Source organism: Nocardiopsis sp. TSRI0078 (genome assembly GCF_001905145.1).
Classification (GTDB): Bacteria; Actinomycetota; Actinomycetes; order Streptosporangiales; family Streptosporangiaceae; genus Nocardiopsis.
In genome coordinates this window covers 34,594-60,892 of record NZ_LWLB01000004.1, presented here as the reverse complement: position 1 = coordinate 60,892, position 26,299 = coordinate 34,594, and the positions used below count along the sequence as shown (strand labels likewise).

24 protein-coding genes are annotated in these 26,299 nt (G+C 71.7%); 17 read left to right on the top strand and 7 right to left on the bottom strand.

The annotated features are described in order from the left end of the window. Positions 1-31: 31 nt before the first annotated feature. The gene (locus tag A6A08_RS05945; RefSeq protein ID WP_073701519.1) at positions 32-532 is read left to right on the top strand and encodes a glutathione peroxidase; all 501 of its coding nucleotides are present in this window, start codon (positions 32-34) and stop codon (positions 530-532) included. Between the two features lie 37 nt (positions 533-569). Here A6A08_RS05945 and A6A08_RS05940 read toward each other — a convergent pair whose 3' ends face one another. The 5 genes from A6A08_RS05940 to A6A08_RS05920 form a co-directional block, all read right to left on the bottom strand. Beyond that, positions 570-1,541, bottom strand: a complete 972-nt coding sequence (locus tag A6A08_RS05940) for a GDSL-type esterase/lipase family protein (RefSeq protein WP_073701518.1) — start codon at positions 1,539-1,541, stop codon at positions 570-572. 165 nt (positions 1,542-1,706) lie between these two features. After that, positions 1,707-2,681, bottom strand: coding sequence for a GDSL-type esterase/lipase family protein (locus tag A6A08_RS05935; RefSeq protein ID WP_073701517.1), 975 nt, complete (start codon positions 2,679-2,681; stop codon positions 1,707-1,709). A gap of 84 nt (positions 2,682-2,765) precedes the next feature. Beyond that, positions 2,766-3,275: a MarR family winged helix-turn-helix transcriptional regulator gene (locus tag A6A08_RS05930; protein WP_073701516.1), complete on the bottom strand. Its 510-nt coding sequence runs from the start codon at positions 3,273-3,275 to the stop codon at positions 2,766-2,768. Between the two features lie 83 nt (positions 3,276-3,358). Continuing rightward, complete coding sequence (locus A6A08_RS05925) at positions 3,359-4,015, bottom strand: TetR/AcrR family transcriptional regulator (RefSeq protein WP_199866853.1); 657 nt, start codon at positions 4,013-4,015, stop codon at positions 3,359-3,361. Between the two features lie 14 nt (positions 4,016-4,029). Then, the gene (locus A6A08_RS05920; protein WP_073701515.1) at positions 4,030-4,992 is read right to left on the bottom strand and encodes a fatty acid desaturase; all 963 of its coding nucleotides are present in this window, start codon (positions 4,990-4,992) and stop codon (positions 4,030-4,032) included. 601 nt (positions 4,993-5,593) lie between these two features. Here A6A08_RS05920 and glmU point away from each other — a divergent pair. The 5 genes from glmU to pth all read left to right on the top strand — a co-directional run bounded on the left by glmU (position 5,594) and on the right by pth (position 10,551). Continuing rightward, positions 5,594-7,054: a bifunctional UDP-N-acetylglucosamine diphosphorylase/glucosamine-1-phosphate N-acetyltransferase GlmU gene (gene glmU / locus A6A08_RS05915; RefSeq protein ID WP_073701514.1), complete on the top strand. Its 1,461-nt coding sequence runs from the start codon at positions 5,594-5,596 to the stop codon at positions 7,052-7,054. A 17-nt stretch (positions 7,055-7,071) separates the two neighbouring features. Continuing rightward, positions 7,072-8,040 (top strand): ribose-phosphate diphosphokinase, encoded by a 969-nt coding sequence (locus A6A08_RS05910; protein WP_073701513.1) that lies wholly within the window; start codon positions 7,072-7,074, stop codon positions 8,038-8,040. A 93-nt stretch (positions 8,041-8,133) separates the two neighbouring features. Beyond that, positions 8,134-8,841: a hypothetical protein gene (locus A6A08_RS05905; protein ID WP_073701512.1), complete on the top strand. Its 708-nt coding sequence runs from the start codon at positions 8,134-8,136 to the stop codon at positions 8,839-8,841. A gap of 349 nt (positions 8,842-9,190) precedes the next feature. Next, positions 9,191-9,796, top strand: a complete 606-nt coding sequence (locus A6A08_RS05900) for a 50S ribosomal protein L25/general stress protein Ctc (protein ID WP_073701511.1) — start codon at positions 9,191-9,193, stop codon at positions 9,794-9,796. A gap of 98 nt (positions 9,797-9,894) precedes the next feature. Continuing rightward, entirely contained in the window at positions 9,895-10,551 is a 657-nt protein-coding gene (gene pth / locus A6A08_RS05895) for an aminoacyl-tRNA hydrolase (RefSeq protein WP_073701510.1), read from the top strand. Positions 10,552-10,647: 96 nt separating this feature from the next. Here the strand turns inward: pth and A6A08_RS05890 are convergent, their stop codons facing one another. Next, entirely contained in the window at positions 10,648-11,820 is a 1,173-nt protein-coding gene (locus A6A08_RS05890; protein WP_073701509.1) for an endo-1,4-beta-xylanase, read from the bottom strand. A 162-nt stretch (positions 11,821-11,982) separates the two neighbouring features. Between A6A08_RS05890 and A6A08_RS05885 the strand changes: the two genes are divergently transcribed. The 3 genes from A6A08_RS05885 to A6A08_RS05875 all read left to right on the top strand — a co-directional run bounded on the left by A6A08_RS05885 (position 11,983) and on the right by A6A08_RS05875 (position 15,229). Next, positions 11,983-12,999: a LacI family DNA-binding transcriptional regulator gene (locus A6A08_RS05885; RefSeq protein ID WP_073701508.1), complete on the top strand. Its 1,017-nt coding sequence runs from the start codon at positions 11,983-11,985 to the stop codon at positions 12,997-12,999. 134 nt (positions 13,000-13,133) lie between these two features. Next, on the top strand, positions 13,134-13,898 hold the full coding sequence (locus A6A08_RS05880; RefSeq protein WP_073701507.1) for a polysaccharide deacetylase family protein: 765 nt from the start codon (positions 13,134-13,136) through the stop codon (positions 13,896-13,898). Between the two features lie 23 nt (positions 13,899-13,921). After that, positions 13,922-15,229 (top strand): SGNH/GDSL hydrolase family protein, encoded by a 1,308-nt coding sequence (locus tag A6A08_RS05875; protein WP_073701506.1) that lies wholly within the window; start codon positions 13,922-13,924, stop codon positions 15,227-15,229. Between the two features lie 271 nt (positions 15,230-15,500). Here the strand turns inward: A6A08_RS05875 and A6A08_RS05870 are convergent, their stop codons facing one another. Further along, positions 15,501-16,058, bottom strand: coding sequence for a TetR/AcrR family transcriptional regulator (locus A6A08_RS05870; RefSeq protein WP_073701505.1), 558 nt, complete (start codon positions 16,056-16,058; stop codon positions 15,501-15,503). Between the two features lie 92 nt (positions 16,059-16,150). Between A6A08_RS05870 and A6A08_RS05865 the strand changes: the two genes are divergently transcribed. The 8 genes from A6A08_RS05865 to A6A08_RS05830 all read left to right on the top strand — a co-directional run bounded on the left by A6A08_RS05865 (position 16,151) and on the right by A6A08_RS05830 (position 26,291). Further along, positions 16,151-17,137 (top strand): DsbA family protein, encoded by a 987-nt coding sequence (locus tag A6A08_RS05865; protein WP_073701504.1) that lies wholly within the window; start codon positions 16,151-16,153, stop codon positions 17,135-17,137. 371 nt (positions 17,138-17,508) lie between these two features. After that, complete coding sequence (locus A6A08_RS05860) at positions 17,509-19,023, top strand: sugar transferase (protein WP_199866852.1); 1,515 nt, start codon at positions 17,509-17,511, stop codon at positions 19,021-19,023. A gap of 3 nt (positions 19,024-19,026) precedes the next feature. After that, complete coding sequence (locus A6A08_RS05855) at positions 19,027-19,818, top strand: 3'(2'),5'-bisphosphate nucleotidase CysQ (RefSeq protein WP_073701503.1); 792 nt, start codon at positions 19,027-19,029, stop codon at positions 19,816-19,818. Positions 19,819-19,869: 51 nt separating this feature from the next. Continuing rightward, positions 19,870-20,802 carry a sulfate adenylyltransferase subunit CysD gene (cysD, locus tag A6A08_RS05850; RefSeq protein ID WP_073701502.1) on the top strand — a complete coding sequence of 311 codons (933 nt, stop codon included), beginning with the start codon at positions 19,870-19,872 and terminating at the stop codon, positions 20,800-20,802. Positions 20,803-20,965: 163 nt separating this feature from the next. Further along, positions 20,966-22,249 carry a sulfate adenylyltransferase subunit CysN gene (gene cysN / locus A6A08_RS05845; protein ID WP_274534008.1) on the top strand — a complete coding sequence of 428 codons (1,284 nt, stop codon included), beginning with the start codon at positions 20,966-20,968 and terminating at the stop codon, positions 22,247-22,249. Between the two features lie 476 nt (positions 22,250-22,725). Then, positions 22,726-23,886: a S8 family peptidase gene (locus A6A08_RS05840; RefSeq protein ID WP_073701500.1), complete on the top strand. Its 1,161-nt coding sequence runs from the start codon at positions 22,726-22,728 to the stop codon at positions 23,884-23,886. Positions 23,887-24,117: 231 nt separating this feature from the next. Beyond that, positions 24,118-25,008 carry a sulfotransferase gene (locus A6A08_RS05835; protein WP_073701641.1) on the top strand — a complete coding sequence of 297 codons (891 nt, stop codon included), beginning with the start codon at positions 24,118-24,120 and terminating at the stop codon, positions 25,006-25,008. Positions 25,009-25,121: 113 nt separating this feature from the next. Then, positions 25,122-26,291, top strand: a complete 1,170-nt coding sequence (locus A6A08_RS05830) for a glycoside hydrolase family 26 protein (RefSeq protein WP_143181677.1) — start codon at positions 25,122-25,124, stop codon at positions 26,289-26,291. Positions 26,292-26,299: the final 8 nt, after the last annotated feature.

Sequence of the window (26,299 nt, the reverse complement as noted above, 5' to 3'; positions counted from 1 at the left end):
GCGAGGACCCCGACAAGGCAGGAAGTGCGCGATGACCCCTCTCGACCTGGACGACATCCCGGTGACGCTGATCGACGGACGCCGGACCACCTTCGGCGAGTGGTCCGGCAAGGTGAGGCTGGTGGTCAACGTCGCCTCGCGCTGCGGTCTCACCCCGCAGTACGCGCGGCTGGAGGGGTTGCAGCACCGGTACGGCGACAGGGGCTTCACCGTGCTCGGCTTCCCCAGCAACCAGTTCCTCCAGGAGTTCGGCAACGAGAGGAAGATCGCCGGGTACTGCGCGGCCACGTGGGGCGTCACGTTCCCCATGATGAGCAAGGTGAGGGTCAACGGCAGGAACCGCCACCCCCTCTACGCCGCGCTCGCCTCGGTCCCCGACGGCGAGGGCAGGAGCGGGAGGGTGCGGTGGAACTTCGAGAAGTTCCTCGTCCTTCCCGACGGCACCGTCCACCGCTTCCGCCCCAACACGGTGCCGGACGACCCCGGGATCGTCGGGCTCATCGAGGAGGCGCTCTCCCGGAGGGCGGGGTAGCCGGTCCAGGGGAGGACCGATCGCACCCCGCCGCCGGTCACTCCACCTGCTCGGCGAAGACGCCCGCGATCTTCCGCGCGCCCTCCTCGTCGGGGTGGATGTCCGGGCCGCGCTCGCTGTCGCACATCCAGGTGTGGTCGCAGATGTTCTGGAGGTTCGCGGGCATCCCGGTGTCGCTGCCCTCGGGCACCTTCCCGTTGGTCGACTCGAAGGCGGCGCCCACGTCCGCGACGTCGATCCCCTCGGCCTCGTAGGCGTCGGTGAGGGTCCCGTTGACCTCGGTGAGGATCTCCACGGCCTCCTCGGCGAGCCCGCCGCGGGCCTCCTTCTCGGGGAAGACCTCCTCGGCCTCCTCGGCGGAGGCCGACGCCTGGTGGGCGGGGTCCTCGTCCATCAGGAGGAACGCCAGGAAGGGGTTGTAGTAGGTCATCCCGATGATCTGGGTGTCGGGTCCGGCCGCCGAGCGCAGCCGCTCGGCGATCACGGGGGCCTCCGCCTCCAGCCGGTCCAGGCCCTCGTCCACGCACTCGGAGTCGATGTCGACGTCCTCGGAATCCGGAGCCCTGCCGTCGGGGGAGTTCACCCCCCGCACGCAGCCGGTGAAGTTGTTCGCGCCGATGGTGAGGGTCACCAGGTCCACCCGTCCCCCGTGTTCGGCCAGGAACGCCTCGGCCTCCTCCAGCTGCGAGCCGCTCTCGTAGCGCTCGTCGCACTTGGGGATCCCGCCCTCGATGAAGGTGGTCGTGTCCTCGCCGCCGCACCCCATCCGCTCGTGCCGCAACCCGGGGTCCTCCTCGCGCAGTGTGCGGTACAGGATGTCGGTGTACCCCTGCGAGGTCTCCCGGGGACGGCCGTTCTCGTCGGGCTGCACGCCCACGGCCAGCGAGTCGCCCAGGGACAGGTAGTAGTCCTCCCCGGAGGCGGATCCGCCGTCGCCGGTACCGCCACCGCCGCCGTCACCACCGCCCGCGCACCCCGCGACCAGTACGGCCGCGGCCGCCGCGGCCATCCACCGGATTCGCACGTGTCCCCCCAGGTCGACTGCGTGTACGGGGCTCGCCTACCCAGGGGAGCGCGGTCATCACGGGCGCGGCCGTGCGGTGTGCGGCACACGGAGGCGGCCCCGCCCCACGCACGCGGGAGGCGGGGCCGGCAGAGGGCGGGAGGAGGCCGGTCAGTCCACCAGCTCGGCGAAGACCGCCGCGATCTTCCTCGCGCCGGCCTCGTTGGTGTGGATGTCCGGGCCCCGGGCGGTGTCGCACATCCAGGTGTGGTCGCAGATGTTCTGGAGGTTCGTCGGCATCCCGGTGCCGCTGCCCTCGGGCACCTCCCCGTCGGCTGACTCGAACGCCGTGCCCACGTCCGCCACCTCGATCCCGGCCGCGGAGTAGGAAGCGGTGAGCGACTCGTTCAGCTCCGTGAGGATGTCCACCGAGCGTTCCGCGAGCGCGTCGCCGCCGGACTCCGCGCCGCCGGCCCCGTCCGCCCCGGTCGTCTCCCCGGCGGACGCGGCGGGTTCCTCCGGCGCCCCTCCGGCGGCCTCCCCGTCCAGCAGCATGAGCGCCAGGAAGGGGTTGTAGTAGGTCATCCCGATGATCTGGGTGTCGGGTCCGGCCGCCGAGCGCAGCCGCTCGGCGATCACGGGGACCTCCGTCTCGACGCGCTCCAGGCCGTCGGCCACGCACTCCTCGTCGATCCCGACGTCCTCGGGGAGGCCGACCCCGCCACCCCCGCCGTCGGGACCACGCACGCCCTCCACGCAGCCGGTGAGGTTGTTCGCGCCGATGGTGAGGGTCACCAGGTCCACCCGTCCCCCGTGTTCGGCCAGGAACGCCTCGGCCTCCTCCAGCTGCGAGCCGCTCTCGTAGCGCTCCTCGCAGCCGGGGATCCCGCCCCCGACGAAGGTGGTCGTGTCCTCTCCGCCGCACCCCATCCGCTCGTGCCGCAGCGTGGAGTCGGCGTCGTACAGGGTGCGGTGGAGGACGTCCGTGTACCCCTGCGAGGTCTCCCGGGGACGGCCGTTCTCGTCGGGCTGCACGCCCACGGCCAGCGAGTCGCCCAGGGACAGGTAGTGGCTCGGGGCGGCCGCCGTCCCCCCGCCGCCACCGCCGCATCCCGTGGCCAGTACGGCCGCGGCCACCGCGGCCATCCGCCTTCTCATCAGTGATCTCCAAAGCCCGGAGTGTGTCGCGCCCGGACGCGGGCCCGGTGAGAGACGGGTACCGCTCGGTAACTACCCTTGCGGACTCCCCGGGCCCCTGTCGAGGGGGACCAGAAGGCATCTCAGTAACGATGCCAGCCGTTCCCGGTCCTCGGCGGACATCGGGGCCAGCAGGCTCTCCTCGTAGCTCACCAGCGACGCCAGGGCCGCGTCGATGCGCTCGGTGCCCTGCCCGGTCAGCCGGACGAGTACCCCGCGCTTGTCCGCGGGGTCGGGGCGCCGCCGCACCAGCCCGGCCGCGGCCAGCCGGTCCACCCGGTTGGTCATGGTCCCCGAGGTCACCAGCGTGGCGCGCAGCAGTCGCCCGGGGCTCAGTTCGTACGGGGGACCGGAGCGGCGCAGCTCGGCCAGTACGTCGAACTCCCACGGTTCCAGGGAGTGCTCGGTGAAGACCGTGCGCCGGGCACGGTCCAGGTGGCGCGCGAGCCGGGACACCCGGCTGAACACCTCCAGGGGTGTCACGTCCACGTCCGGGCGTTCGGAGCGCCACGCCTCGATCAGCCCATCCACCTCATCGCGCATGGGGACAGCTTATCTCTTGACATCAAGATAGTGGGGCGGGTATGCGCGCACACCCGCCCCACGTGGCGAAGGACACCGGAAGGTCAGCCCTGCCTGCGCCGCCTGGTCTGCAGCCTCGGTTTGGGCTCCAGGCTCGACAGTCCGTTCCAGGCCAGGTTGACCAGGTGCGCCGCGACCACCTCGCGCTTGGGCTTGCGCACCTCCAGCCACCACTGGCCGGTCAGCGCCCACATGCCCACCAGGGCCTGCGCGTACATGGGCGCGAGGGCCGGGTCGTAGCCGCGCTCGGCGAACTCGTCGACCATGATGTGCTCGACCTGGCTGGCGATGTCGTTGATCAGGCTGGCGAAACTTCCCGTGCCGGAGGCCACGTGGGAGTCGCGGGTCAGTACCCGGAACCCCACCGTGTTCTCCTCCACGTACCGCAGCAGGGCCAGGGCCGCGTTCTCGATCTTGCTCCGTGCGCTGTCGGCGGTGAGGGCATCGCCCATCATCCCCAGGAGGGTGCGCATCTCCCGGTCGACCACGACCGCGTAGATGCCCTCCTTGCCGCCGAAGTGCTCGTACACCACGGGTTTGGACACACCGGCCCGCGCCGCGATCTCCTCGACGGAGGCGGCGTCGAACCCGCGTTCGGCGAACAGCTCCCGGCCGATCTCCACAAGCTGTTGCCGACGCTCCTTGCCCGTCATGCGCTTGCGGCGCACTCGGACCCTTTGATCGCTGTCGGCTGCTCCCATGATGGCTACCGATCCTAGGGGCTGACCCGCTTGGCGGCGAGTCGCTCCTTGTTGGGCCAGCGGACCTTGGTGGCCCAGCCGAGCTTCTCGAAGAACCAGATGACGCGCGCGGAGATGTCGATCTGGCCCTTGAGCACGCCGTGGCGCGCGCAGGTGGGGTCGGCGTGGTGCAGGTTGTGCCAGGACTCGCCGAAGGACGGGATGGCCAGCCACCACACGTTGCGGGAGCGGTCGCGCACCTCGAAGTTCTCCTCGCCGATGGTGTGGCAGATGGAGTTGATCGACCAGGTGACGTGGTGCAGCAGGGCGACGCGGACCAGGCTCGCCCAGAAGAACGCGGTCAGCGCGCCCCACCAGGACATGGTGACCAGGCCGCCGATGAGGGCTGGAGCGCCCAGCGAGAAGAGCACGATCGGCAGGAACAGCTTGTCGACGAGGACGACGTCCTTGTCCTTGAGGAGGTCGGGCGCGAAGCGGCGCGGCGAGGTCTTCTTGTCGTCCAGGTACATCCACGCCATGTGCGCGTAGTACAGGCCCTTGGCCACCGACTTCCAGTCGTCGCCGAAGCGCCACGGCGAGTGCGGGTCGCCCTCGGCGTCGGCGTACTTGTGGTGGCGGCGGTGGTCCGCGACCCACTTGATGACGCTGCCCTCGATGGCGAGGGAGCCGGCGACCGCGAGCGCGATGCGCAGCGGGCGGTTGGCCTTGAACGAGCCGTGGGTGAAGTGCCGGTGGAAGCCGACCGTGATGCCCAGTCCGCTGATCACGTAGAAGACCGCGGCGATGGCGATGTCGGTCAGGCTCAGGCCCCAGCCCCAGAAGAAGGGCACCGAGGCCAGCAGCGCGATCAGCGGCACGAACACGAACGCGAACACCGTGTAGCGCTCGGCCCTGCCTCGCAGTTCGGGCTCGTACTCGGGGATCGGTTCGCGTTTTCTCTCACTGTTCATGGCTGGAGATTCGGGAGCAGCGGTCATGGTCTTCCTCGCCATCAAGCCGTCAGGCAGCGCAATCGCGGTCAGGACGGCGTCCGATGGGGTGCGTGGGCACCCTCACGACGACCCAACCTATTCCTACGTAACCGTAACCTACGACCCCGTAGGTTTGGCAAGCCCCACACGGGAGGCGCTATCTTGGTGGTTGGCGTACGGGTGTGGCATGCCCCTACCCAACGCGTTCCCGGATGATGTAATCGGCAGCATGTGGGGTTTTGGTCCCCATCGTCCAGGTTCGAGCCCTGGTCCGGGAGCCCTTCACGGCTCCGCGTGTGCACGCGGGAGCGTCCGCGCCGTGCCGGGGACCCGTGCGGAGCGGGCCCTGCGCGCACGGGTGGCGCGTCGTATCTCACACACCGTCCGCGCGGCGCCCCGGAAAGCCGGGGCCCCGGGAGAGCGGGCCGGTCGCCTCCCGTCCACCCCGGCGCCATGCGCCCGCTGGGAGCGGGTGGCGCGCATGTATCCTTCCCATGTCGGCCGCTGGTCATCATCATCCGACGGCCGCCCGTGCGGCATGCCGGGTCGCGCCGCCGAAGGGCGAGCCGACAGTTCAGTCACCAGATATCACGAGGGGTCTCCTTCTGTGAGCGTGAACCGTCCGGCTGCCGTCATCGTCCTTGCGGCGGGCGAGGGCACCCGAATGAAATCGAAGCTTCCCAAGGTCCTCCACGAGCTCAGCGGCCGCAGCATGCTCGGCCACGTGCTCGCGGCGGCGCGGGAACTCGACCCCCAGAACTCGGTCGTGGTCGTCGGTCACGCCCGCGACCAGGTCAGGGCCCACCTCGAGGAGGTCGCCCCCGAGGCCACCACCGCGGTCCAGGAGGAGCAGAACGGCACCGGCCACGCCGTGCGCATGGCGATCGAGGACCTGGCCGCCATGGGCACCGAGCTCAGCGGCACCGTGGTCCTGACCTGCGGCGACACGCCGCTCCTGCGCGGCTCCACGCTCTCCGAGCTCGTGGCCGCCCACGACAAGGAGGGCAACGCCGTCACCGTGCTCTCCGCGCGCGTGCCCGACCCCCACGGCTACGGCCGCATCGTCCGCGACGCCGACGGCGCCTTCACCGAGATCGTCGAGCACGCCGACGCCACCCCCGAGCAGCACGCGATCGACGAGATCAACTCGGGCATGTACGCCTTCGACGGCGCCCTGCTCTCCGAGGTCGTCCAGCGCCTGTCCACCGACAACGCCAAGGGCGAGGAGTACGTCACCGACGCCGTCGCCCTGCTGCGCGGCGACGGACACCGGGTCGGAGCCTGGGCCGCCGACGACTGGCACGAGGTCCAGGGCGTCAACAACCGCGTCCAGCTCTCCGAGGCCCGCCGCGTCCTCAACGACCGCCTGCTCACCGAGCACATGCTCGCCGGGGTCACCGTCGTCGACCCCGCCACCACCTGGGTGGACGCCCAGGTCACCATCGGCCGCGACACCGTGCTCGAACCCGGTACCCGGCTGATGGGCGCCACCACCGTCGGCGAGGACGCGGTGGTGGGCCCCCGCGTGGACCTGAGGGACACGGTCGTCGGCGCGGGCGCCACGGTGAGCGAGACCACCGCGGACCGGGCCGACATCGGCCCCGGGGCCACGGTCGGCCCCTACACCTACCTGCGGCCGGGCACCCGCCTGGCCGAGCGGACCAAGGCCGGTGCCTTCGTCGAGGTCAAGAACTCGACCATCGGCACCGGGTCCAAGATCCCGCACCTGACCTACGTCGGGGACGCGGACATCGGAGAGGGCAGCAACATCGGCTGCTCCTCGGTGTTCGTCAACTACGACGGGGTCACCAAGTCCCGGAGCGTCATCGGCGACCACGTCAGGATCGGCAGCGACAACACCATCGTCGCCCCGGTCCGCGTGGGCGACGGGGCCTACTCCGGAGCGGGGACCGTGGTCCGCGACGACGTGCCGCCCGGCGCGCTGGCGATCTCCGAGGGGCATCGCCAGCGCAACGTCGAGGGCTGGACCCGGCGCAAGCGCCCCGGGACGGCCTCCGCCGAGGCGGCGGACAAGGCCGATCGGCACAGAGCCGACGACGAGCAGTGACTGTGGGGGAGAAACACGTGACCGGGATGAAGGCCACCGGCCAGAAGAACCTGATGCTGTTCTCGGGGCGCACACACCCGAGCCTGGCCGAGGAGGTCGCGAAGGAACTGGGGATCGACGTGGTCCCCACCCGGTTCGACACCTTCGCCAACAGCGAGATCTTCGTGCGCTACCTGGAGTCGGTGCGCGGCTGTGACGCCTTCGTCGTCCAGCCCCACTTCGACCCGGTCAACGAGTCCATCATGGAGCAGCTGATCATGGTGGACGCGCTCAAGCGCGCGTCCGCCAAGCGGATCACCGTGGTCACGCCGTTCCTCGGGTACGCCCGCCAGGACAAGAAGCACCGCGGCCGCGAGCCGATCTCGGCCCGCCTGGTGACCGACCTGTTCCGGACCGCGGGCGCGGACCGGATGATGGCCGTCGACCTGCACACCGACCAGATCCAGGGCTTCTTCGACGGCCCGGTGGACCACCTGTTCGCGCTGCCGATCCTGGCCGACCACATCGCGGGCCGGGTCGACCTGTCCGGGATCACCGTGGTCTCCCCGGACGCGGGCCGCGTGCGCACCGCCGACCGCTGGGCCGACCGGCTCGGCTCCCCGCTGGCGATCATCCACAAGCGCCGCGACCCGGACGTCGCCAACCAGGTGAAGGTCCACGAGGTCGTCGGTGAGGTCGAGGGCCGCACCTGCGTGCTGGTCGACGACATGATCGACACCGGCGGCACCATCGTGAAGGCCTCCGAGGCCCTGTTCGAGCAGGGCGCGTCCAAGGTCCTGGTGGCCGCCACGCACGGCGTGCTCTCGGGTCCGGCGGCCGAGCGCCTGCAGAACTCGCGGATCTCCGAGGTCATCATCACCAACTCGCTGCCCGTCCCCGAGGAGCGCTCCTTCGAGAAGCTCACCCAGCTCTCGATCGCCCCGCTGGTGGCCCGCGCCATCAGCGAGGTCTTCACGGACGGCTCGGTGACGAGCCTGTTCGAGTAGGCCGTGACGGCGGGCCGGGGGCCGTGCGCCCCCGGCCCCCGGGTCCGCCGGAGGGCGCGCGGCGCCTCACGCGCCGGGTGGGATGATCCCTCCGTGCTGGAGATCATCGACACGATCGACGCGGTCGGTTGGGAGGAACTGCCGGGCCCCCGCGGCTGGTACTGTCCCGACCACGCGGCCTCCGGGCTGCGAGCCCTGGCCCGCGCGCGGACCCTGTTCCAGGCCTCCGACGCGGGCACGGCCCTGGACAACGGCGGGATCGCGCACGGCCACAGCGGAGCGGTGTTCCCGGCGGCCGCCGCGGCGGCCCCGATCCTCCTGGACATCGCCGAACACGGGCACCCCAGGGCGCGGGACACCGCGCTGCGGCTGCTCGACGACGCCATGCGGCTCCTCCCCCACGCCGGCCACACCCGGACGGCCTCACCCCGCGGTGGCCCCGCACCGATCTGCTGTGCCGTGGCCGCCCACGTGCGCGACCGGCCCCACGTCCTCGACGGAGACCGGTCCGGCGGGTCCCTGCTCGCCGAGGCGGACGCGCACTGGCGCTTCGAGGTCGCCGAGTGCTTCGCCGACGGCGGTGACGGGGTGGCCTTGGGCGCCTTGGAAGGCCGCCTCCCCTCCGGCGGGCCTGCGGCGCGGCTGCGGCGGGCCGGTCCCTCCGCCCCGCTCCACGAGGTCGTCCCGGAGTACCCGCCCGTGGACGGTCAGGCGTGCCTGCGCGCCGTCGACGTGCACGCGGAGGGACTGGCGCCGGGAACCGTGCTGTTCCCGGCCGAGTGCGCCGAGCACGTGCACTGACCACGGGCGGCCGGGCCCGCGCGGCCGGGGCCCCTTCCGGCCGGGGGAGAAGGGGAGTGCGCGGGGAGTGTTCGGAGTCGTCGGTGGAACCAGTAGACTTGGCCGAGTGTCCCCGTGCCCAGGCGGAGTCCTGCGAGGCTGCGTGTGAAAGTACGGGCAGGGGTGCGCGACGAGCGTTCCCGGGCCGGGCGGGTCCGGTGGCGGCTCGCCGGGCACGCCTGGAACCAGGACGGTTGCGTCCCCTGAACTGCGGGGTGACCCCGCCGCATTCCCCGCCGAGGGCGGGAATCGTTCGTACTACTGGAGTCGTGTTCCCCGTACTGCGGGGTTGAACCCGAGGAGTTTTGTCGTGTCCGAGGTACGTATCGCTGCCGAGCCCCGCACGGAATTCGGCAAGGGCGCCTCTCGTCGCGCCCGCCGCGCGGGTAAGGTGCCGGCCGTCCTCTACGGCCACGGCACCGAGCCCCGCCACCTGAACCTGCCGGGCCACGATCTCATGCTCGCCCTGAAGACCCCCAACGTCCTGATCCGTCTCGACGGTGTGGACAAGGACAACCTCGCCCTGCCCAAGAGCGTGCAGCGCGACGCCATCAAGGGCTTCCTGGAGCACGTCGACCTGCTGGTCGTCTCCAAGGGCGAGAAGGTCGAGGTCGAGATCCCGATCCACCTGACCGGCGAGGTCAAGGCCCCGGGTGTGCTCACCCAGGAGCTCGTCACCGTGGCCGTCGAGGCCGAGGCCACCCACATCCCCGAGGGTGTGGACTTCGACGTCGAGGGTCTGGAGGTCGGCACCACGAAGACCGCCGCCGACATCAAGCTGCCCGCAGGGACCTCCCTGGCCAGCGACCCCGAGACCATCCTGCTGACCGTCTCCGCGCCGCGCGTCGAGGACGAGCCGGAGACCAGCGAGGAGGCCGCCGAGAGCGAGTCCACCGAGGAGGCCTCCGCCGAGTAGGGCGGAAGCGCTCTCCTTCGCACTCACCGAACGCGCGGTTCCCGGAAGGGGACCGCGCGTTCGGCGTTTCGGACGCCGTGTCGGTAGGGTCGTGCCCCATGGGGAACTGGTGGGGCAGGCTGTTCGGCGGCGGCGCAGGCGAGGCCGGCGGTGAGAGCGCCGGCGGGAAGAACGAGGACATGGCTGAGACCGAGCGCTGGCTCGTCGTGGGGCTGGGCAATCCCGGGCCCAAGTACGCCGGGAACAGGCACAACGCCGGTTTCCTGGTGGTGGACGCGCTCGCCGGGGGCGAGCGCTGGAAGGCGCACAAGGCGCACGCCGAGGTGGTGGAGACCCGCCTGGACGGTGTGCCGGTGGTGCTGGCCAAGCCGCGGAGCTTCATGAACCTGTCGGGAGGCCCGGTGTCCGGGCTGGCCCGGTTCTACAAGGTGCCGGTCGAGCGGATCGTCGTGGTGCACGACGAGATGGACATCGACTACGGCGCGCTCAAGCTCAAGAAGGGCGGCGGCCCGGGCGGGCACAACGGCCTGAAGTCGATGACCGCGTCCCTGTCCAGTCCCGACTACGTCCGGGTGCGCTTCGGGGTGGGCCGCCCGCCGGGCCGCACCGATCCGGCCGCCTACGTCCTCAAGGACTTCTCCTCCGCCGAGCGCGCCGAGCTGGACCTGAACGTCGAGCGCGCGGCCGACGCGGTCCGTACCGTCCTCACCGAGGGCCTGGAACGGGCGCAGAACATCTACCACACCGCCGCCTGAGCCGCCCGGACCGGCGGGGAGGGCCCCGCCGGCCCGGGCGGCGGTACCCGCCGCCGGCGGGTACGGCGTGGGTGTCCGCGTCGGGGAACCGCCGGGCTACCGGCCGCGGCCGGCCCAGGGCGGGGCCGGCCGACCGCCGCCCCCGGCCTCCAGGAGGGTGGACCTCAGGGCGAAGTAGGCGGGCTTGGGCGTGAACCGCCCGTCCATGATCGTCGCGGAGCCCTCACCCTCGAAGAACACCGGCACCCAGGAGTACTTGTCGGTGAAGCCCCAGATGGTGAAGGAGTCGCAGCCCTCCACGTTCAGGCACGCCGAGAGCGCCTGCTCGTAGTAGTCGGACTGCTGCTCCAGCTGCTCGGGGGTCGCCACCCCGCTCTCGGGCAGCCGCATGCGCACGTCCACCTCGGTCAGGGCGGTGCCCAGGCCGAGGTCGTCGAAGCGCCGCAGGTTCTCCTGGAGGCTCCCGGGGAAGCCGTACTGGGTGCTCAGGTGCACCTGGGCGGAGAACCCGTGCACCGGAACGCCCTCGGCGAGCAGATCCTGGACCAGCGCGTAGTAGGCGTCGCTCTTGGCGTTGACGTCCTCGACGCCGTAGTCGTTGAAGTACAGCTCCGCCGACGGGTCGGCCTCGTGGGCCCAGCGGAAGGCGTCGGCGATGATCTCCGGACCGAGTTCACGGATCCAGATGTTGTCCTCTGTGCGCAGCTCACCCGACTCGTCGAAGATCTCGTTGGCCACGTCCCACTGGTCGATCCGGCCCGCGTAGCGCCCGACGACGGCCGTGATGTGGTCGTGCAGGATCTCGCGCAGCTCCTCGTCGGAGAAGTCGCCCTCCTCCAGCCACGCCGGGTTCTGGCTGTGCCAGAAGAGCGTGTGCCCGCGCACGTCCTGGCCGTTGCGCTCGGCGAACTCCACGATGGAGTCGGCCATCCCGAAGTCGTACTCGCCCCGCTCGGGGTGGATGTACTCCCACTTCATCTGGTTCTCGGGGGAGACCGAGCTGAAGTGGCGGGCCAGGAGCTTGCGGTACTTCCTGTCCGAGGTGAAGGGGTCGGGGTAGTCCTGCTCCTCGTGGTGGCCGCCGCCCGCGACGGCGGTGCCGATGACGAAGCCGTCGGGGGCGGCCCAGCGCAGCGTTCCGGGCTTGGAGTGCCGGGGGTGGTCCGGAGGCCGGTGGTCGGGGGAGGGACCGGCTGCCGCCGGAGCGGCCAGGGGCAGCGACAGCGCCGCCGCGGCGAGCACGGCGGTGATGAGACGGACCGGTTTCATGGGGGGTCTCCAGTTCTCGCACCTACGGAAGTTCCGGAAATTTCCGTAACATGTGGGAAATGGACACTAGGCTGTTGACGTGCGAAGCGTCAAGGTCCGGCCGTATTCGTGTACCGGTCCACCGTCCGTGCTCGTACCCTGGGTGAGTACAAGGGAGGACCAGTGGCCGACAGCCCGTCACGAGACGTCACCATCTCCGCCATCGCCGCCGAGGCAGGCGTGTCCGCGCCGACGGTGTCGCGCGTCCTCAACGGCCGGGGGGACGTGGCCCCCGCCACGCGCGAACGCATCGAGACCCTGATCCGGGTCCACGGCTACCGGCGCCGCGGCAGCCGCCCCCGGGAGCGGATAGGCCTGCTCGACCTGGTCTTCAACGACCTGGACAGCCCGTGGGCGGTCGAGATCATCCGCGGTGTGGAGGACGCCGCGCACGAGTCGGGCACCGGCATCGTGGTCTCGGCCATACACCGCAGGGCCAGCTCGACGCGCCAGTGGCTGGAGAACGTCCGCTCGCGCGCCAGCGACGGCGCCATCCTCGTGACCACGGACCTGGACCCCGCCCTGCAGGCGGAACTGGGGGAGCTGCACGTGCCCGCCGTGGTCGTCGACCCGGTCGGGGTCCCGGACCTGGCCACGCCCACGATCGGCGCCACCAACTGGGCCGGGGGCCTGAGCGCCACCGAGCACCTGATCCACCTCGGGCACCGCCGCATCGCCTTCGTCGCCGGCCGCCCCGAGATGTGGTGCAGCCGCGCCCGGCTCGACGGGTACCGGGCCGGGCTGGAGACCGCGGGACTGGCCGTCGAGGACGAGCTGGTGGTCCCGGGCGAGTTCGGCTACGAGTCCGGTTTCCGGGCGGGGGAGCGACTGTTCGACCTCGCCGAGCCGCCCACGGCCGTGTTCGCGGCCAGCGACCAGATGGCCCTCGGGGTCTACGAAGCGCTGCGGCGACGGGGCCTGCGGGTCCCCGGCGACGTCAGCGTGGTGGGCTTCGACGACCTGCCGGAGGCGCGCTGGTCCTCGCCGTCGCTGACCACGGTGCGCCAGCCGCTGTCCGACATGGGCAGGCTCGCGGTGCGCACGGTGCAGCGGCTCGTACAGCACGAGGCGATCGAGAGCCCGAGGGTCGAGCTGGCGACCGAGCTCGTCGTCCGGGGCAGCACCGGATCGCCGCCGTGAACCGCCGCCCACGGCGGCGGCGGTCGCGGTGCGCACAGGTCCGTTGACACCGCGCCGTGGTGCTCCTTAGGCTGCCTCTGACTTCCGGAAGGTTCCGGAATACCCCCCCGATCTCCGTGGCCAAGGAGACCTGTGTGACCACCCCTCACGGACGTTCCCGCACGCGGGGCCGATTTCTGACGACCCTGTTCACCCTCGGACTCGCCCTGTGCGTCGCGACCCCCGCGCAGGCCCTCCTCCACTCCTCTTCCTCCGGACCCTCCACGCACAAGGGGCCCTTCGCCTCCAACGGCCCCGCCACCCCCGACATCGTCGACTCGACGCGGAGGGGCGGCCGGGCCGTGGCCCTCACCTTCGACGACGGGCCCGACCCCCGCAACACGCCCCGGCTGCTCGACGTGCTGCGCGAGCACCGCGTCAAGGCCGTGTTCTGCCTGTGGGGCGACCACGTGCGCCAGTACCCCGACATCGTCCGGCGGATCGCGGCGGACGGGCACACGCTGTGCAACCACACGATGAGCCACGACGACATGAGCACCTGGCCGGCGGAGGACGTCCGCGCGGACCTGCTGGAGACCAACGCCGCGATCCGCGAGGCGGTGCCCCACGCACGCATCCCCTACTTCCGCGCGCCCTACGGGGCCTGGGGCCAGACCCCCGCGGTGGCCGCGGGGCTGGGTATGCAGCCGCTCGGCTGGAGCCTCGCCGTCGAGGACTGGGCGCCGCCCGGGACCGACGAGCTCCTCCGGCGCCTGGAGGAGGGCGCGACACCGGGATCGGTGGTGCTCCTGCACGACGGCGGGGGCGACCGCGGCCAGACGGTCGCCGCCGTGGCCCGCCTCATCCCGGCCCTCAAGTCCGACGGCTGGCACCTCACCCGCCCCGCCCGGCGCGGATAGCCCCCGCGGACCCAGGAGACGACATGCCCCACACCCCCCGTGCCTGGCGGCGCCACACCGCCGTCCTGGTGAGCGCGCTGGTCCTGCTCTCCGGCTGGACCGCCGTCACCGTCGCCGCCGACCCCGCGGAGCCCTCCGCCCCGGACGGGACCGACGACTGGGTCGGCACCTGGGCGTCCGTGCCGACCGCCGCACCGGCCACGGCGACCCCCGTCCTGCACGACCAGACCGTCCGGCAGGTGGTCCGCACGAGCATCGGCGGCGACCGGCTGCGCCTGCGGCTCACCAACGAGTTCGGCGAGACGCCGCTGCGCCTCGGAGAGGTGCACGTGGCGCTCCGGTCGGGCTCGTCGGGAACCGACACCGATCCGTCCACCGACCGCACCGTCACCTTCGGCGGACGCACGTCGGTGACCGTTCCGGCCGGTGCGCCGATGATCAGTGATCCGGTGCCGCTGGCACTGCCCCCGCACTCCGACCTGGTCGTGAGCATCCACGTCCCGGACGAGACCCCCGTGACCACCCTGCACGCCTCCTCCCACCAGGAGAACGTGGTGGCCGAGGGCAACGTCACCGGTGACAAGGCGGTCGAGGCGACCGAGACGCTCACCCAGTGGCACTTCCTCTCGGGGGTCAGCGTGCGCGCCCGCAGCAGGATCGCCGACGCGGTCGTGGCTCTGGGCGACTCCATCACCGACGGCTCCGAGACCGAGGTGAACGCCAACCACAGGTGGCCCGACCTGCTCGCCGGGCGCCTGGGGCACACCGGTGTGCTGAACTCGGGGATCGCGGGCAACCGGCTCCTGCACGACCCCAACCCGCCCGAGGGCAGCGACACGGAGGACTACGCGGCCTTCTTCGGGCAGAGCGCCCTGCGCCGCTTCGACCGGGACGTGCTGTCGCAGCCGGGCGCGGGGCACGTCATCGTCCTGCTCGGTGTGAACGACCTCGGCCACCCCGGCACGGCGGCACCGGTCTCGGAGACCGTCACGGCCGAGGAGATCATCGGTGGGCACCGGCAGCTCATCGCCCGCGCGCACGCCGCCGGCCTGCGGATCTACGGTGGCACCATCCTGCCGTTCGGGGGCGACACGCTCGGCTTCCACAGCGAGGAGAACGAGGACAAGCGGCAGGCGGTCAACGAGTGGATCCGGACGAGCGGGGAGTACGACGCCGTCATCGACTTCGACGAGGCCCTGCGCGACCCGGAGGACCCGCTGCGCCTGCGGGCCGACTACGACAGCGGTGACGGCCTGCACCCCAACGACGCCGGCATGGCGGCCATGGCCGAGGCGGTCCCCTCCCGGCTGTTCCGGCCCGGAGGCCGCTGACGGGAGCGGTGGCCCGGCACGTCATCGAGCCGCAGGCCGACGAGTACGGCGAGGCCGAACTGCGCGCCTGGTGGCGGCCCGGCGACCTGCTTCCCGCAGACCTGGAGACGGTGACCGGCCACCGCTCCAGCCCCGACGACAGCGTCGCACGCGTCCTGCGCGAGAGCGGGCTGGGCGCGGCCGGCCGACGGTCCGGCCGGGGCCGGGGGTGCGGGACCCCGTCCCCCGGCCCACCGGCTCCCGCGGGCCCTCCGTCGTCGACGGGCGGTGTTCAGCCGCGCAGCAGGCGCCAGGCGGCCCGTGCCGCCTCCGCGGGCCCCTCGGGCACCCCGGCGCCGATCCAGTCGGCGATGACCCCCACCAGCGCGCCCGCCAGGTAGACGGCGTGCGTCCGTACGGGGACGTCGTCGAATCCCGGCGGCCGGGCGCCCTCCTCGAAGCGCGCGACCAGTTCCCCGGCCAGCCGCTCCCGCAGCCGGTTCGCGAAACGGGCGCTGCCGTGGCCGGAGAGCGTCCGTCGGTAGAGCACGGCGTTGGCCGCCACGTGTGCGAACAGGTCCGCCAGCGGATCCGGGACCCGGTCGCTTGGTGCGTCCAGGGGGCACAGAGCCGCGCACCGCGCCACGTACGCGACGGCGTCCTCCATGGCGTCGGAGACCAGGGCGTCCAGGTCGGCGTAGTGCTGGTACACGGTGGCCCGGTTGACCTCGGCCCGCCGGGCGACGGCCGACATGGTGACGTCGTCGAGTTCGGTCTCGGCGGCCAGGGACAGCAGGGCGGTGCGCAGGCGCTCCCGGGTGCGCCGGACACGGGGGTCGTCGGGGTTCACTGGGCCAGGCTACGACACCTGTCGCCTACGCGTCACCTGACTTATAAACAACATCTGTTGCTTAAGCGTCATATGTCGATTAGATTGTCCGCATGAGGATCGAGATCTGGGCGGACGTGGTCTGCCCGTGGGCCTATATCGGCAAGAGGCGCGTGGAGCGGGCGCTCACGGAGGGCGGAGGTCCGGCGGGGGAGGGGGCGGAGGTGGTCTGGCGCCCCTATCGGATCGACCCGTCGGCCCCCGCCGAGGCCGAACCCCTGGACGAACTGCTGCGGGACCCCCTCCTGGAGACCGCCCTGCGGGCCTGCGCCCCCGGCCTCACCCCGGACGAGAACCGGGTCCGGGTCGCCGGGATCGCGGCGGAGGAGGGGATCGGCCCCACCTGGGGCGCCGTCTGGCGGGTGAGCAGCCACGACGCCCACCGGCTCCTCGTCCTCGCCCTGGAGGCCGGCGGGCCCGGCCTGCAGGACGCCGTGGCGGAGGGCGTGCTGCGCGCCCACTTCACGGAGGCCGCCGACATCGGTTCCGCCGAGGTCCTGGAGCGTGTCTCCCGGCAGGCCGGGTTCCCCGAGGGCGGCCGCCTCCTGGGCGAGGGTGCGGGGGACGAGCGCGTCCGCGAACTCCTCCTGCGGGGCAGGGCCGCCGGCGTGCGCACCTCCCCGACCCTGGTGGCCAACGGCCGGGCCCTGGAGGGCGCCCAGCACCCCGACACGATCCGGAGCTTCCTCGCCGACGCCGCCGCGCACACTCCGCACGGGCTCCCCGAGGAGGTCGAGCGCTTCCGCCTGGCGGAGTCCCTGCTGCGGGCGGGCGACCCCCTCGGCGCGCTCCTCCTGCTCCGCCCCATGCTCGGCGAGCACGCCGCCGACCGGAACGTACGTCTGCTCGCCGCACGCGCCTACTACCGTTCCGCGCAGTTGGGCCGTGCCCGCCGGACGCTGGAGTCGCTGGTGGGAGAGGGGCCGGACGACGCCTACGCCCGCCTGCTGCTGGGCCGCACGCTCCAGCGCCAGGGAGAGCGTGAACGGGCCGCGCCCCACCTGCGCCTGGCCGGGGCGATGGTCCCCGAGTACACCTGAGCCCTGGCCGGAGGGCCCGTCGGCGACCGCCCCACGCGGTCCCCGGCGGGCCCGTGACGTTCTGTATCGGATTTCGGATGACCTCTTTACGCATCCACTCGTGTCCTTAATCAGGCACTCCTTGTCACCGGACCCGGTTCCGGCACGGACACATTCCTGGGTCGACCGGACCTTCTTGACCAACAAGCCGCGACGCTGCGCGACTTTTCAGATACTTTTGGTTACTGTTCGGGTCGTCAGTCCATGCCCGCGCTCGACGCGCACGCCCCGTCCACCCCCCAGACCCTGGGTTCCCTGGTGCCGGGGCGGTGACTCGAAGCGAGGCTTCCAGAGCCGTGGTCCTGGGGGGATATGTGGTCACAACCAGTCGGATGAAGACCGCCCGCGAACAGTCGGCGCTGATCACCGCCGACGCCGCCCCCTCCGGCGCGACCGGTGCGACCGGCGGAACCGGGCCCGGTGGTCCGGGCACCCGTTCCGGCGCCTGGGTCCGCCCCTACGTCGTGAGCCTGGTCTGCCTCGACCTGGCCGCCGCGCTCACGGCGACCCTCACCGGCACGGCCGCGCGCTTCCACCCCGCCCTCGACGAGGCCACCACCCTTCCCTACCTCCTGATCTCCCTCCTGCTGCCCCCGCTGTGGGTCCTGGCCGTCTGCCTGGGCGGTGGCTACGCCCGCCGCTTCCTCGGGGTGGGGACGGAGGAGTACCGCCGCGTCGCCACCTGCGGGCTCATGCTGGGCGCGGCGGTCGCCGTCGGCGCCTACGCCGTCGGATTCGACCTGGCGCGCGGCTACGCGCTCGTCGCACTGCCGCTCATCCTCGTGCTCAGCCTCGGCCTGCGGTACGCGCGCCGCAAGGCCCTGCACCGGAGCCGCCGCTCCGGCCGGTGCATGAGCGGCGTCGTGGTCGTCGGCTACCGGGTGGCCGCGCGCGACCTCATCCGCCGGTTCCGCGGGGAGGTCTACCACGGCATGCGCGTCGTGGGCGTGTGCCTGCCCGGGGACGAGGCCGCCCCGGGCGCCGCCGAGGTGGAGGGCTGTCCGGTCCTGGGCACCTTCACCGACGCCGCGGACGCCGCCGCCCTCGTCGGCGCCGACACGGTCGCGGTCCTGGCCTGCCCGGAGATGGACGGCGCGGAGCTGCGCCGCCTGGCGTGGCGGCTGGAGAAGACCGACACCGACCTCATCGTCGCCTCCGCGCTCATGGACGTCGCGGGGCCGCGCACCTCCATCCGCCCGGTCGCCGGACTGCCCCTGCTGCACGTGGAGCACCCGGAGCTGGTGGGGGCCCGCAGGGTCCTCAAGGGAGCCTTCGACCGCTGCGCCGCGGCCCTCGCGCTGGTCCTGCTGTCCCCGCTGTTCGTGGTCCTGTCCGTCCTGATCCGGTCCGAGGGCGGCGGTCCCGCCCTCTTCGCCCAGACTCGCGTGGGGAGGGGCGGCAGGGAGTTCACCGTCTACAAGTTCCGTACGATGGTGGTCGGGGCCGAGGCGCTGAAGACGGTGCTCCGGCCCCGCAACGAGCACGACGGTGTGCTGTTCAAGATGCGTCGCGATCCCAGGGTGACGCCCGTGGGGGCATGGCTGCGCCGGTACTCGCTCGACGAGCTTCCCCAGCTCGTCAACGTGGTACGGGGGGAGATGTCGCTCGTCGGCCCCAGGCCGCCGCTGCCGGAGGAGGTCGCCCAGTACGGGGACGACGTCCGCCGCAGGCTGGTGGTCAAGCCGGGGATGACGGGCCTGTGGCAGGTCAGCGGCCGTTCGGACCTCTCTTGGGAGGAATCGGTCCGTCTCGACCTGAGGTACGTGGAAAACTGGTCGCTGACGTTGGACATCCAGATCCTGTGGAAGACGTGGTCAGCGGTGATCCGTGGGGCGGGAGCATACTAGCCGGTGAAGAGCATCCGAAACGATCATGAGGTGGCCCGCGACCTGGCGAGCGAGGCGGGGCAGCTGCTGCTGCGCCTGCGCGCCCGGCACGGCTTCGACGAGCCCGACGTACTGCGTACCCTGGGCGACCGCACCTCCCACGAGTTCCTGTTCTCCGCGCTCGGGCGGCTGCGGCCCAGCGACGCCGTGCTCTCGGAGGAGGGCGCCGACGACCCCGCGCGGCTGAGGGCGCGCCGGGTGTGGATCATCGATCCGCTCGACGGCACCCGCGAGTTCGCCGAGGCCGGGCGCACGGACTGGGCGGTGCACGTGGCCCTGTGGGAGAACGGCGACCTGGTCGCGGGCGCGGTGGCGCTGCCCGCGCAGGGCAGCACGGTCTCCACGGTGGACCCGCCGTGGCTGCCCGAGGAGCGGCCCTCGAACCAGAGGCTGCGCATCACCGCCAGCCGGACCCGGCCGCCCGCGTTCGTGCAGCGGATGGCCACCCAGCTCGGCGCCGAGGTGATCCCCATGGGCTCGGCGGGCGCCAAGATCTGCGCGGTACTGCTCGGTATCGCCGACATCTACGTGCACGCGGGCGGCCAGTACGAGTGGGACAGCGCCGCCCCCGTGGCCGTCGCCCGGGCCGCCGGCCTGCACACCTCCCGGATCGACGGCTCCGAGCTGCGCTACAACGTGGCCGACCCGCTACTGCCCGATGTCCTTGTATGTCGACCGGAATTGTCGGGTATGTTGTTGGCAAGCATCCGCGACGGCGCGGACCTGGACAGCGCGGGTCCGCACGCGGGGGGCTGAGCGAACCACCCCTCCGCCGTCGGCCCTGTCGATACTTACGAAGGCGGGTTCATGGGTCAGGCGAGTCAGCAGGCACCCGGGCGCTACCAGCTCTCCCAGCTGGACGTCCTGGAGGCCGAAGCGATCTTCATCATGCGCGAGGTGGCCGCGGAGTTCGAGCGGCCGGTACTGCTCTTCTCGGGCGGCAAGGACTCCCTTGTCATGCTCCGCCTCGCCGAGAAGGCCTTCTGGCCCGGTGCCATCCCGTTCCCGGTCATGCACGTGGACACCGGCCACAACTTCCCCGAGGTCATCGAGTTCCGCGACCGCCGGGTCGCCCAGGCCGGGGTCCGCCTGGTCGTCGCCTCGGTGCAGGAGCAGATCGACTCGGGCAAGGCCTCCGAGCCGACCGGCCGCTGGGCCAGCCGCAACCGCCTCCAGACCGGTGCGCTGCTGGAGGCCATCGAGGAGCACGGCTTCGACGCGGCCTTCGGCGGGGCCCGCCGCGACGAGGAGAAGGCGCGCGCCAAGGAGCGGGTCTTCTCCTTCCGCGACGAGTTCGGCCAGTGGGACCCCAAGAACCAGCGCCCCGAACTGTGGAGCGTGTTCAACACCCGCATCGACCGGGGCGAGCACATCCGGGTCTTCCCGATCTCCAACTGGACCGAGCTGGACGTGTGGGACTACATCCGGCGGGAGCGGCTGGAGCTCCCCTCGATCTACTTCGCCCACGAGCGCGAGGTCTTCGAGCGCGACGGCATCCTGCTCGCGAACTCGCCCATCATCAACCGCGACGAGACCGAGGTCCCGTTCACCGAGACCGTCCGCTACCGCACGGTCGGCGACCTGACCTGCACCGGGGCGGTCAAGTCCACGGCGGTGGAGATCGAGGACATCATCGCCGAGATCGCCGCGACCCGGGTGACCGAGCGCGGACAGACGAGGGCCGACGACCGCGCGAGCGAGGCCGCCATGGAGGACCGCAAGCGCGAGGGCTACTTCTAGCGGCCCGCCGCCCACGGGCCGACCGTCCCGGGAGCGACCGCCGCGGAAGGCGGAGCCCCTCCCACCGGCCCGACGGTACGGCACCCGCGCCGACCAGCGGAAGCCCGCCAGGCACCTGCGTCCCACCGGCCGCACCCGTCCCTCGCAGACCACCCACTCCACATTGGACCAGGCAAGCATGAGCAACGACATCCTGCGGTTCGCGACGGCGGGCTCCGTCGACGACGGCAAGAGCACCCTGATCGGCCGACTGCTGTTCGACTCCAAGTCCATCTTCGAGGACCAGCTCGACGCGGTGGAGCGCACCAGCGTCGCGCGCGGCGAGGAGCAGACCAACCTGGCGCTGCTCACCGACGGCCTGCGCGCCGAGCGCGAGCAGGGCATCACCATCGACGTGGCGTACCGCTACTTCGCCACCCCCAAGCGCACCTTCATCATCGCCGACACCCCCGGGCACATCCAGTACACCCGGAACATGGTCACCGGAGCCTCCACCGCCGACCTCGCGATCATCCTGGTGGACGCGCGCAAGGGCCTTCAGGAGCAGAGCCGCCGCCACGCCTTCCTCACCACCCTGCTCCAGGTGCCGCACCTGGTGCTGGCGATCAACAAGATGGACCTGGTGGACTACTCCCAGGAGCGCTTCGACGAGATCAAGGCCGAGTTCACCGACTTCGCCTCCAAGCTGGACACGCGCGACCTGACGTTCGTGCCGATCTCGGCCCTGCACGGCGACAACGTGGTGAGCCGCTCGGAGAACATGCCCTGGTACACCGGGCCCTCCCTGCTCCACCACCTGGAGAACGTGCACATCGCCTCCGACCGCAACCTGATCGACGCGCGCTTCCCCGTGCAGTACGTGATCCGGCCGCACAAGTCGGCCGACCCCGAGCTGCACGACTACCGGGGCTACGCGGGCCAGCTCGCGGGCGGCGTGCTCAAGCCGGGCGACGAGGTCACCCACCTGCCCTCGGGGCTGAACACGCGGATCGCCAGGATCGTCACCGCGGACGGCGACGTGGCCGAGGCCTACTCGCCGATGTCGGTCACCCTCCTGCTGGAGGACGAGATCGACATCTCGCGGGGCGACATGATCTGCCGCCCCAACAACGCCCCGGAGGTCACCCAGGACCTGGAGGCGATGGTGTGCTGGATGACGGACGCGCGCAAGCTCACGCCGCGCTCCAAGCTCCTCCTCAAGCACACGACCCGCAGCGCCAAGGTCATGGTCAAGGACCTGAGGTACCGGCTGGACGTCAACACGCTGCACCGCGACGAGCAGGCCGAGCACCTGTCGCTGAACGAGATCGGCCGGGTGCGGCTGCGCTCCACCCAGCCCCTGTTCGTGGACGAGTACAGCAAGAACCGCCAGACGGGCGGCTTCATCCTCATCGACGAGGCCACCAACGCCACGGTCGGCGCGGGGATGGTCGTCAGGACCGACTGACGTCGGTCCCGGTACGCGACGGGACACGGGATTCTCAGGGGCCGCCTCCGGGCGGCCCCTTCGTGCTGCCGGGGGTGAGGCAGAACACGTTTGCACCGGATCGGCGCTGGTGGGGACGGTGCGGGCGGCCCCGGAAACCATATTCGCATTCCCGAGACGTTTAACGCGCGGAAAACCGCCCCTGTCGACTACGTTCGGTCCGCCGGAGGGCTTGTGCGAATGGTGTTTTCCCACTTTAAGGCTGTATCGGCGTGTGTGCGCGATGGAATGTCGGCGGGTTCGTGGGCGCCAGAATCCCTGTAGGGATCGGAATGCCGGTGGCCGGACGAGCGTGGAAAAAGTTTCCGACAGCACTGGCGCAAAGGTTGAACAATAATTAGGGTGGCGCATTGTGGGAAGGCGGAATCAAGCGAACACCCTTGGTTATGCAGTCCGTTCTCCCACATCACCCCCGACCCCCGACAAGGAGAAAACGAATGCATAGGCACACCACCCGAAGAACGGCCTTCGGCATCATCGCCGCAGGCGCCCTCTCCCTCCCCGCCGCCCTGTCCGGTGCCGCCTCGGCCGGCGCCGAGGAGCTGGCGCCCCTGTACGCGAGCGACGCCGCGGCGGGCGACGCCTGGTTCGTGGTCCTGGAGGACACGATCAGCGCCGCCTCCGTGACCCCCTCCTCGCTCGGCATCTCCTCCAGCCAGGTCAACCACACCTACGACGACGTCCTCAACGGCTACTCGGCCGACCTGGGCGAGGCCGAGGTGCGGCGGCTGCGCGGGCAGGACGGCGTCGCCTACGTCGAGCAGGTCGGCGTCGCGCACACCCAGGCCACGTGGGGCCTGGACCGCATCGACCAGGAGGACCTGCCCCTGGACGGCTCCTACACCACCACGGGCGACGGCTCCGGTACCTCCGCCTACGTCATCGACACCGGTATCGACCCCGAGCACCCGGAGTTCGGCGGCCGGGCCTCGGTCGGCTTCGACGCCACCGGAGGCGACGGTGTCGACCGCCAGGGCCACGGCACGCACGTCGCGGGCACCATCGGTTCCGAGAGCCACGGCGTGGCCCCGGGCGCCGACCTGTTCGGCGTCAAGGTCCTCGGCGACGACGGCAGCGGCTCCTACGACGACGTCGTCGCGGGCATCGAGTGGGTGTCCCAGAACGCCGGTCCGGGCGCGGTCGCCAACCTGTCCCTGGGCGGCCCGGCCTCCGCGACCCTGGACGAGGCCGTCGAGTCCCTGGCCGACTCCGGGGTGTTCGTGGCGGTCGCCGCGGGCAACGAGGGCCAGGACGCGGACAACACCTCTCCGGGCGGCGCCGAGGGCGTGGTCACCGTCGGAGCCTCCGACGCGACCGACGCCTCCGCCTACTTCTCCAACCACGGCCCGGCCGTGGACGTCTACGCACCGGGCGTGGACGTGGTGTCGACCATCCCCGGCGGCGGTACCGCCTCCTACGACGGCACCTCGATGGCGAGCCCCCACGTGGCCGGTGCCGCCGCGCTGTACAAGAGCGTCCACGGCGACGCCGACCAGGACGTCGTCCTGGACTGGCTCACCGGCAACGCGGGTGCGGACAAGCTGAGCGGTGTCCCCTCGGACACCGTCAACCTCCTGCTCAACATCGAGGGCCTGTAGTCCGAGGCCCCGGAGGCGGACAGGTTGTGGGGTTCCCCGCTCGTTCACAACCCCGACGCCTCCGAGCAGATGGAAGGGGGCGGCCCCGGCCGAGGCGTGAGCGCACCGGCCGGGGCCGCCCCGCCGTGGTCGGCCGAAGCGCCCGGGCGTCGCTCAGGGAATCCGATCGATCACCCAAGGTAATAGCCTGGTCGTGTGGATGACGGTTATCGACTGGTGTTCGTCGGCGGGATGGGCCGCTCCGGCTCGACCCTGATCGAGCGGCTCCTCGGCGAGCTGCCCGGGTTCTGCTCGGTCGGCGAGACGGTGCACCTGTGGCGGCGCGGACTGGTGGAGGACGAGCGGTGCGGCTGCGGCCGCCCCTTCTCCGGGTGCGGGTTCTGGACCGACGTGGGCGGGGAGGCCTTCGGCGGGTGGAGCCGCCTGGACGCCGGGCAGGTGCTGCGGCTCAAGGGCGGCGTCGACCGCACCCGCTTCCTGCCGGCGCTGCTCAGCGGCGCGTACGAGGGACCGCTCGCCTCCCGCTGCGAGCGCTACACCGAGCTCTACCACCGGTTGTACTCGGCGGTGGCCCTGGTCAGCGGCGCCCGCGTGGTCGTCGACGCCAGCAAGCACGCCTCCCTGGCCGCCTGCCTGCGCCGGCGCTACGGCGCCCGGATGCGCCTGCTGCACGTGGTGCGCGACCCGAGGGCGGTGGCCCACGCCTGGGCCAAGAGGGTGGCCCGCCCGGACGCGTCCCCGGGCAGCAGCGAGCCGGAGATGGCCCGCTACTCGGCGGCGCGGGCGTCGGTGCAGTGGATGGCCCAGAACGTGTGCCTCGACGCGCTGGCCCGCCGCGGTACCCCGACCCTGCGGGTGCGCTACGAGGACTTCGTCGCCGACCCGGGCGGGGAGTTCGCCCGGATCTCGGAGTTCGCGGGATACACCGGCGATCCGCTGGACGTGGCGGAGGGGCGGGTGAGCCTGTCGGGGGGACACGCGGTGTCGGGCAACCCGATGCGGTTCACGACCGGGCGGATCGGCGTGCGCGCCGACCACGGCTGGCGCGAGGCCATGCCCTCATGGCGGCGGCACCTGGTGGCCGCCGCGACGGCACCGTTCCGCGGGCGCTACGGATACTGACGTCCGCTGGTGTCCGTTATGCCGGTTCGGAGCTGTTGTCCGCCCCGAATATGACTTATGGTGTCCATGTGAACACGATGGGTCATATCCGGGAGAGCTAGGGAGAGTCCGCCGTGGACAGGGGACCGGTACGGGCAGTGGCGACGACGGGGGCGATGGTCCTCGTACTGACGCTGGCGGGGGTGGGGGACGCCCCGACCGGGTGGGCCGCCCTCGTTCCGCGGCAGGACCCTCCGGACGGATCCGAGGCCGGGCAGTCCCTTCCCGAGGGGTACGGCCCTTCGGACGGGCCCGAGGCCGGGCAGCCCCTCCCCGGCGGGTACGGCTCCGAGGGCGAGTGCACGGTCTCGAGGATCCTCGAACCCTCCTGCGGGGTCTGGTGGGGGGCCAGCCCCTACCGGGACCGGATCGAGCCGCTGGAGGAGGCGGTCGACCGGCGCATGGACATCGTCTACACCTGGCGCGGCATCGACCAGGCCCACGTCCCCGGCGACCGGGAGAAGGGGCTGATCGCCGAGGGGCGGTTCGTGCACACCAACATCGAGGCCCGCCGGTTCACGCGCTCCGGGCACCCGCCCGTCTCCTACCGGTCCGTCATCGACGGCGACTTCGACCGGTCCCTGCGGGCGCAGGCCCGCACCATCGCGGGACTGGAGGTGCCCTACTTCGTCACCTTCGACCACGAGGCCGACGCGAACAAGCGCTACAACACGCGCGGCACACCCGAGGAGTTCGTGCGGGCCTGGCGGCACATCGTGGACCTGTACCGCGAGGAGGGTGCCGACAACGCCGTCTGGGTGTGGAACGTGACCGGGTGGAAGGGCAACCTCGAACGCCTACCGGGGCTGTGGCCGGGCAACGACTACGTCGACTGGCTCAGCTGGGAGGCGTACAACATGACCGGCTGCGACATCCATCCGCACTGGACCGAGGTGTACTCCTTCGAGGACGCGCTGCGCCCGGCCTACGAGTGGATCCAGACCGAGGGTCCCGAGCACGGTATCGACCCGGACAAGCCGGTGATGATCGGCGAGATGGGCACCACCCACATCGGGGCGCGGGAGACCCTGGAGTGGTACTCCGAGATCCCCGACGTACTGCGGCGCTACGAGCGGGTGCGCGCGGTCAAGGTGTGGGACAACCGGGTCTCCCCCGGCTGCGACTTCCGGATCCGGGCCGACCGGCACGCCCGGAAGGGCTTCGAGATGGCCGGGCACGACCCGTACGTGAAGCTGCCCGACCGGGTGCGCCGCCTGGTCGAGTACGCCGAGCGGCGGGACTGACGGACACG

Excerpts from the sequence above, each read along its gene's own strand:
- A6A08_RS05945 (WP_073701519.1), top strand. The coding sequence starts at position 32 with ATGACCCCTCTCGACCTGGACGACATCCCGGTGACGCTGATCGACGGA.
- A6A08_RS05940 (WP_073701518.1), bottom strand. The coding sequence starts at position 1,541 with ATGGCCGCGGCGGCCGCGGCCGTACTGGTCGCGGGGTGCGCGGGCGGT.
- A6A08_RS05935 (WP_073701517.1), bottom strand. The coding sequence starts at position 2,681 with ATGGCCGCGGTGGCCGCGGCCGTACTGGCCACGGGATGCGGCGGTGGC.
- A6A08_RS05930 (WP_073701516.1), bottom strand. The coding sequence starts at position 3,275 with ATGCGCGATGAGGTGGATGGGCTGATCGAGGCGTGGCGCTCCGAACGC.
- A6A08_RS05925 (WP_199866853.1), bottom strand. The coding sequence starts at position 4,015 with ATGGGAGCAGCCGACAGCGATCAAAGGGTCCGAGTGCGCCGCAAGCGC.
- A6A08_RS05920 (WP_073701515.1), bottom strand. The coding sequence starts at position 4,992 with ATGACCGCTGCTCCCGAATCTCCAGCCATGAACAGTGAGAGAAAACGC.
- pth (WP_073701510.1), top strand. The coding sequence starts at position 9,895 with ATGGGGAACTGGTGGGGCAGGCTGTTCGGCGGCGGCGCAGGCGAGGCC.
- A6A08_RS05890 (WP_073701509.1), bottom strand. The coding sequence starts at position 11,820 with ATGAAACCGGTCCGTCTCATCACCGCCGTGCTCGCCGCGGCGGCGCTG.
- A6A08_RS05875 (WP_073701506.1), top strand. The coding sequence starts at position 13,922 with ATGCCCCACACCCCCCGTGCCTGGCGGCGCCACACCGCCGTCCTGGTG.
- A6A08_RS05865 (WP_073701504.1), top strand. The coding sequence starts at position 16,151 with ATGAGGATCGAGATCTGGGCGGACGTGGTCTGCCCGTGGGCCTATATC.
- A6A08_RS05860 (WP_199866852.1), top strand. The coding sequence starts at position 17,509 with ATGAAGACCGCCCGCGAACAGTCGGCGCTGATCACCGCCGACGCCGCC.
- cysD (WP_073701502.1), top strand. The coding sequence starts at position 19,870 with ATGGGTCAGGCGAGTCAGCAGGCACCCGGGCGCTACCAGCTCTCCCAG.
- A6A08_RS05840 (WP_073701500.1), top strand. The coding sequence starts at position 22,726 with ATGCATAGGCACACCACCCGAAGAACGGCCTTCGGCATCATCGCCGCA.
- A6A08_RS05835 (WP_073701641.1), top strand. The coding sequence starts at position 24,118 with ATGGGCCGCTCCGGCTCGACCCTGATCGAGCGGCTCCTCGGCGAGCTG.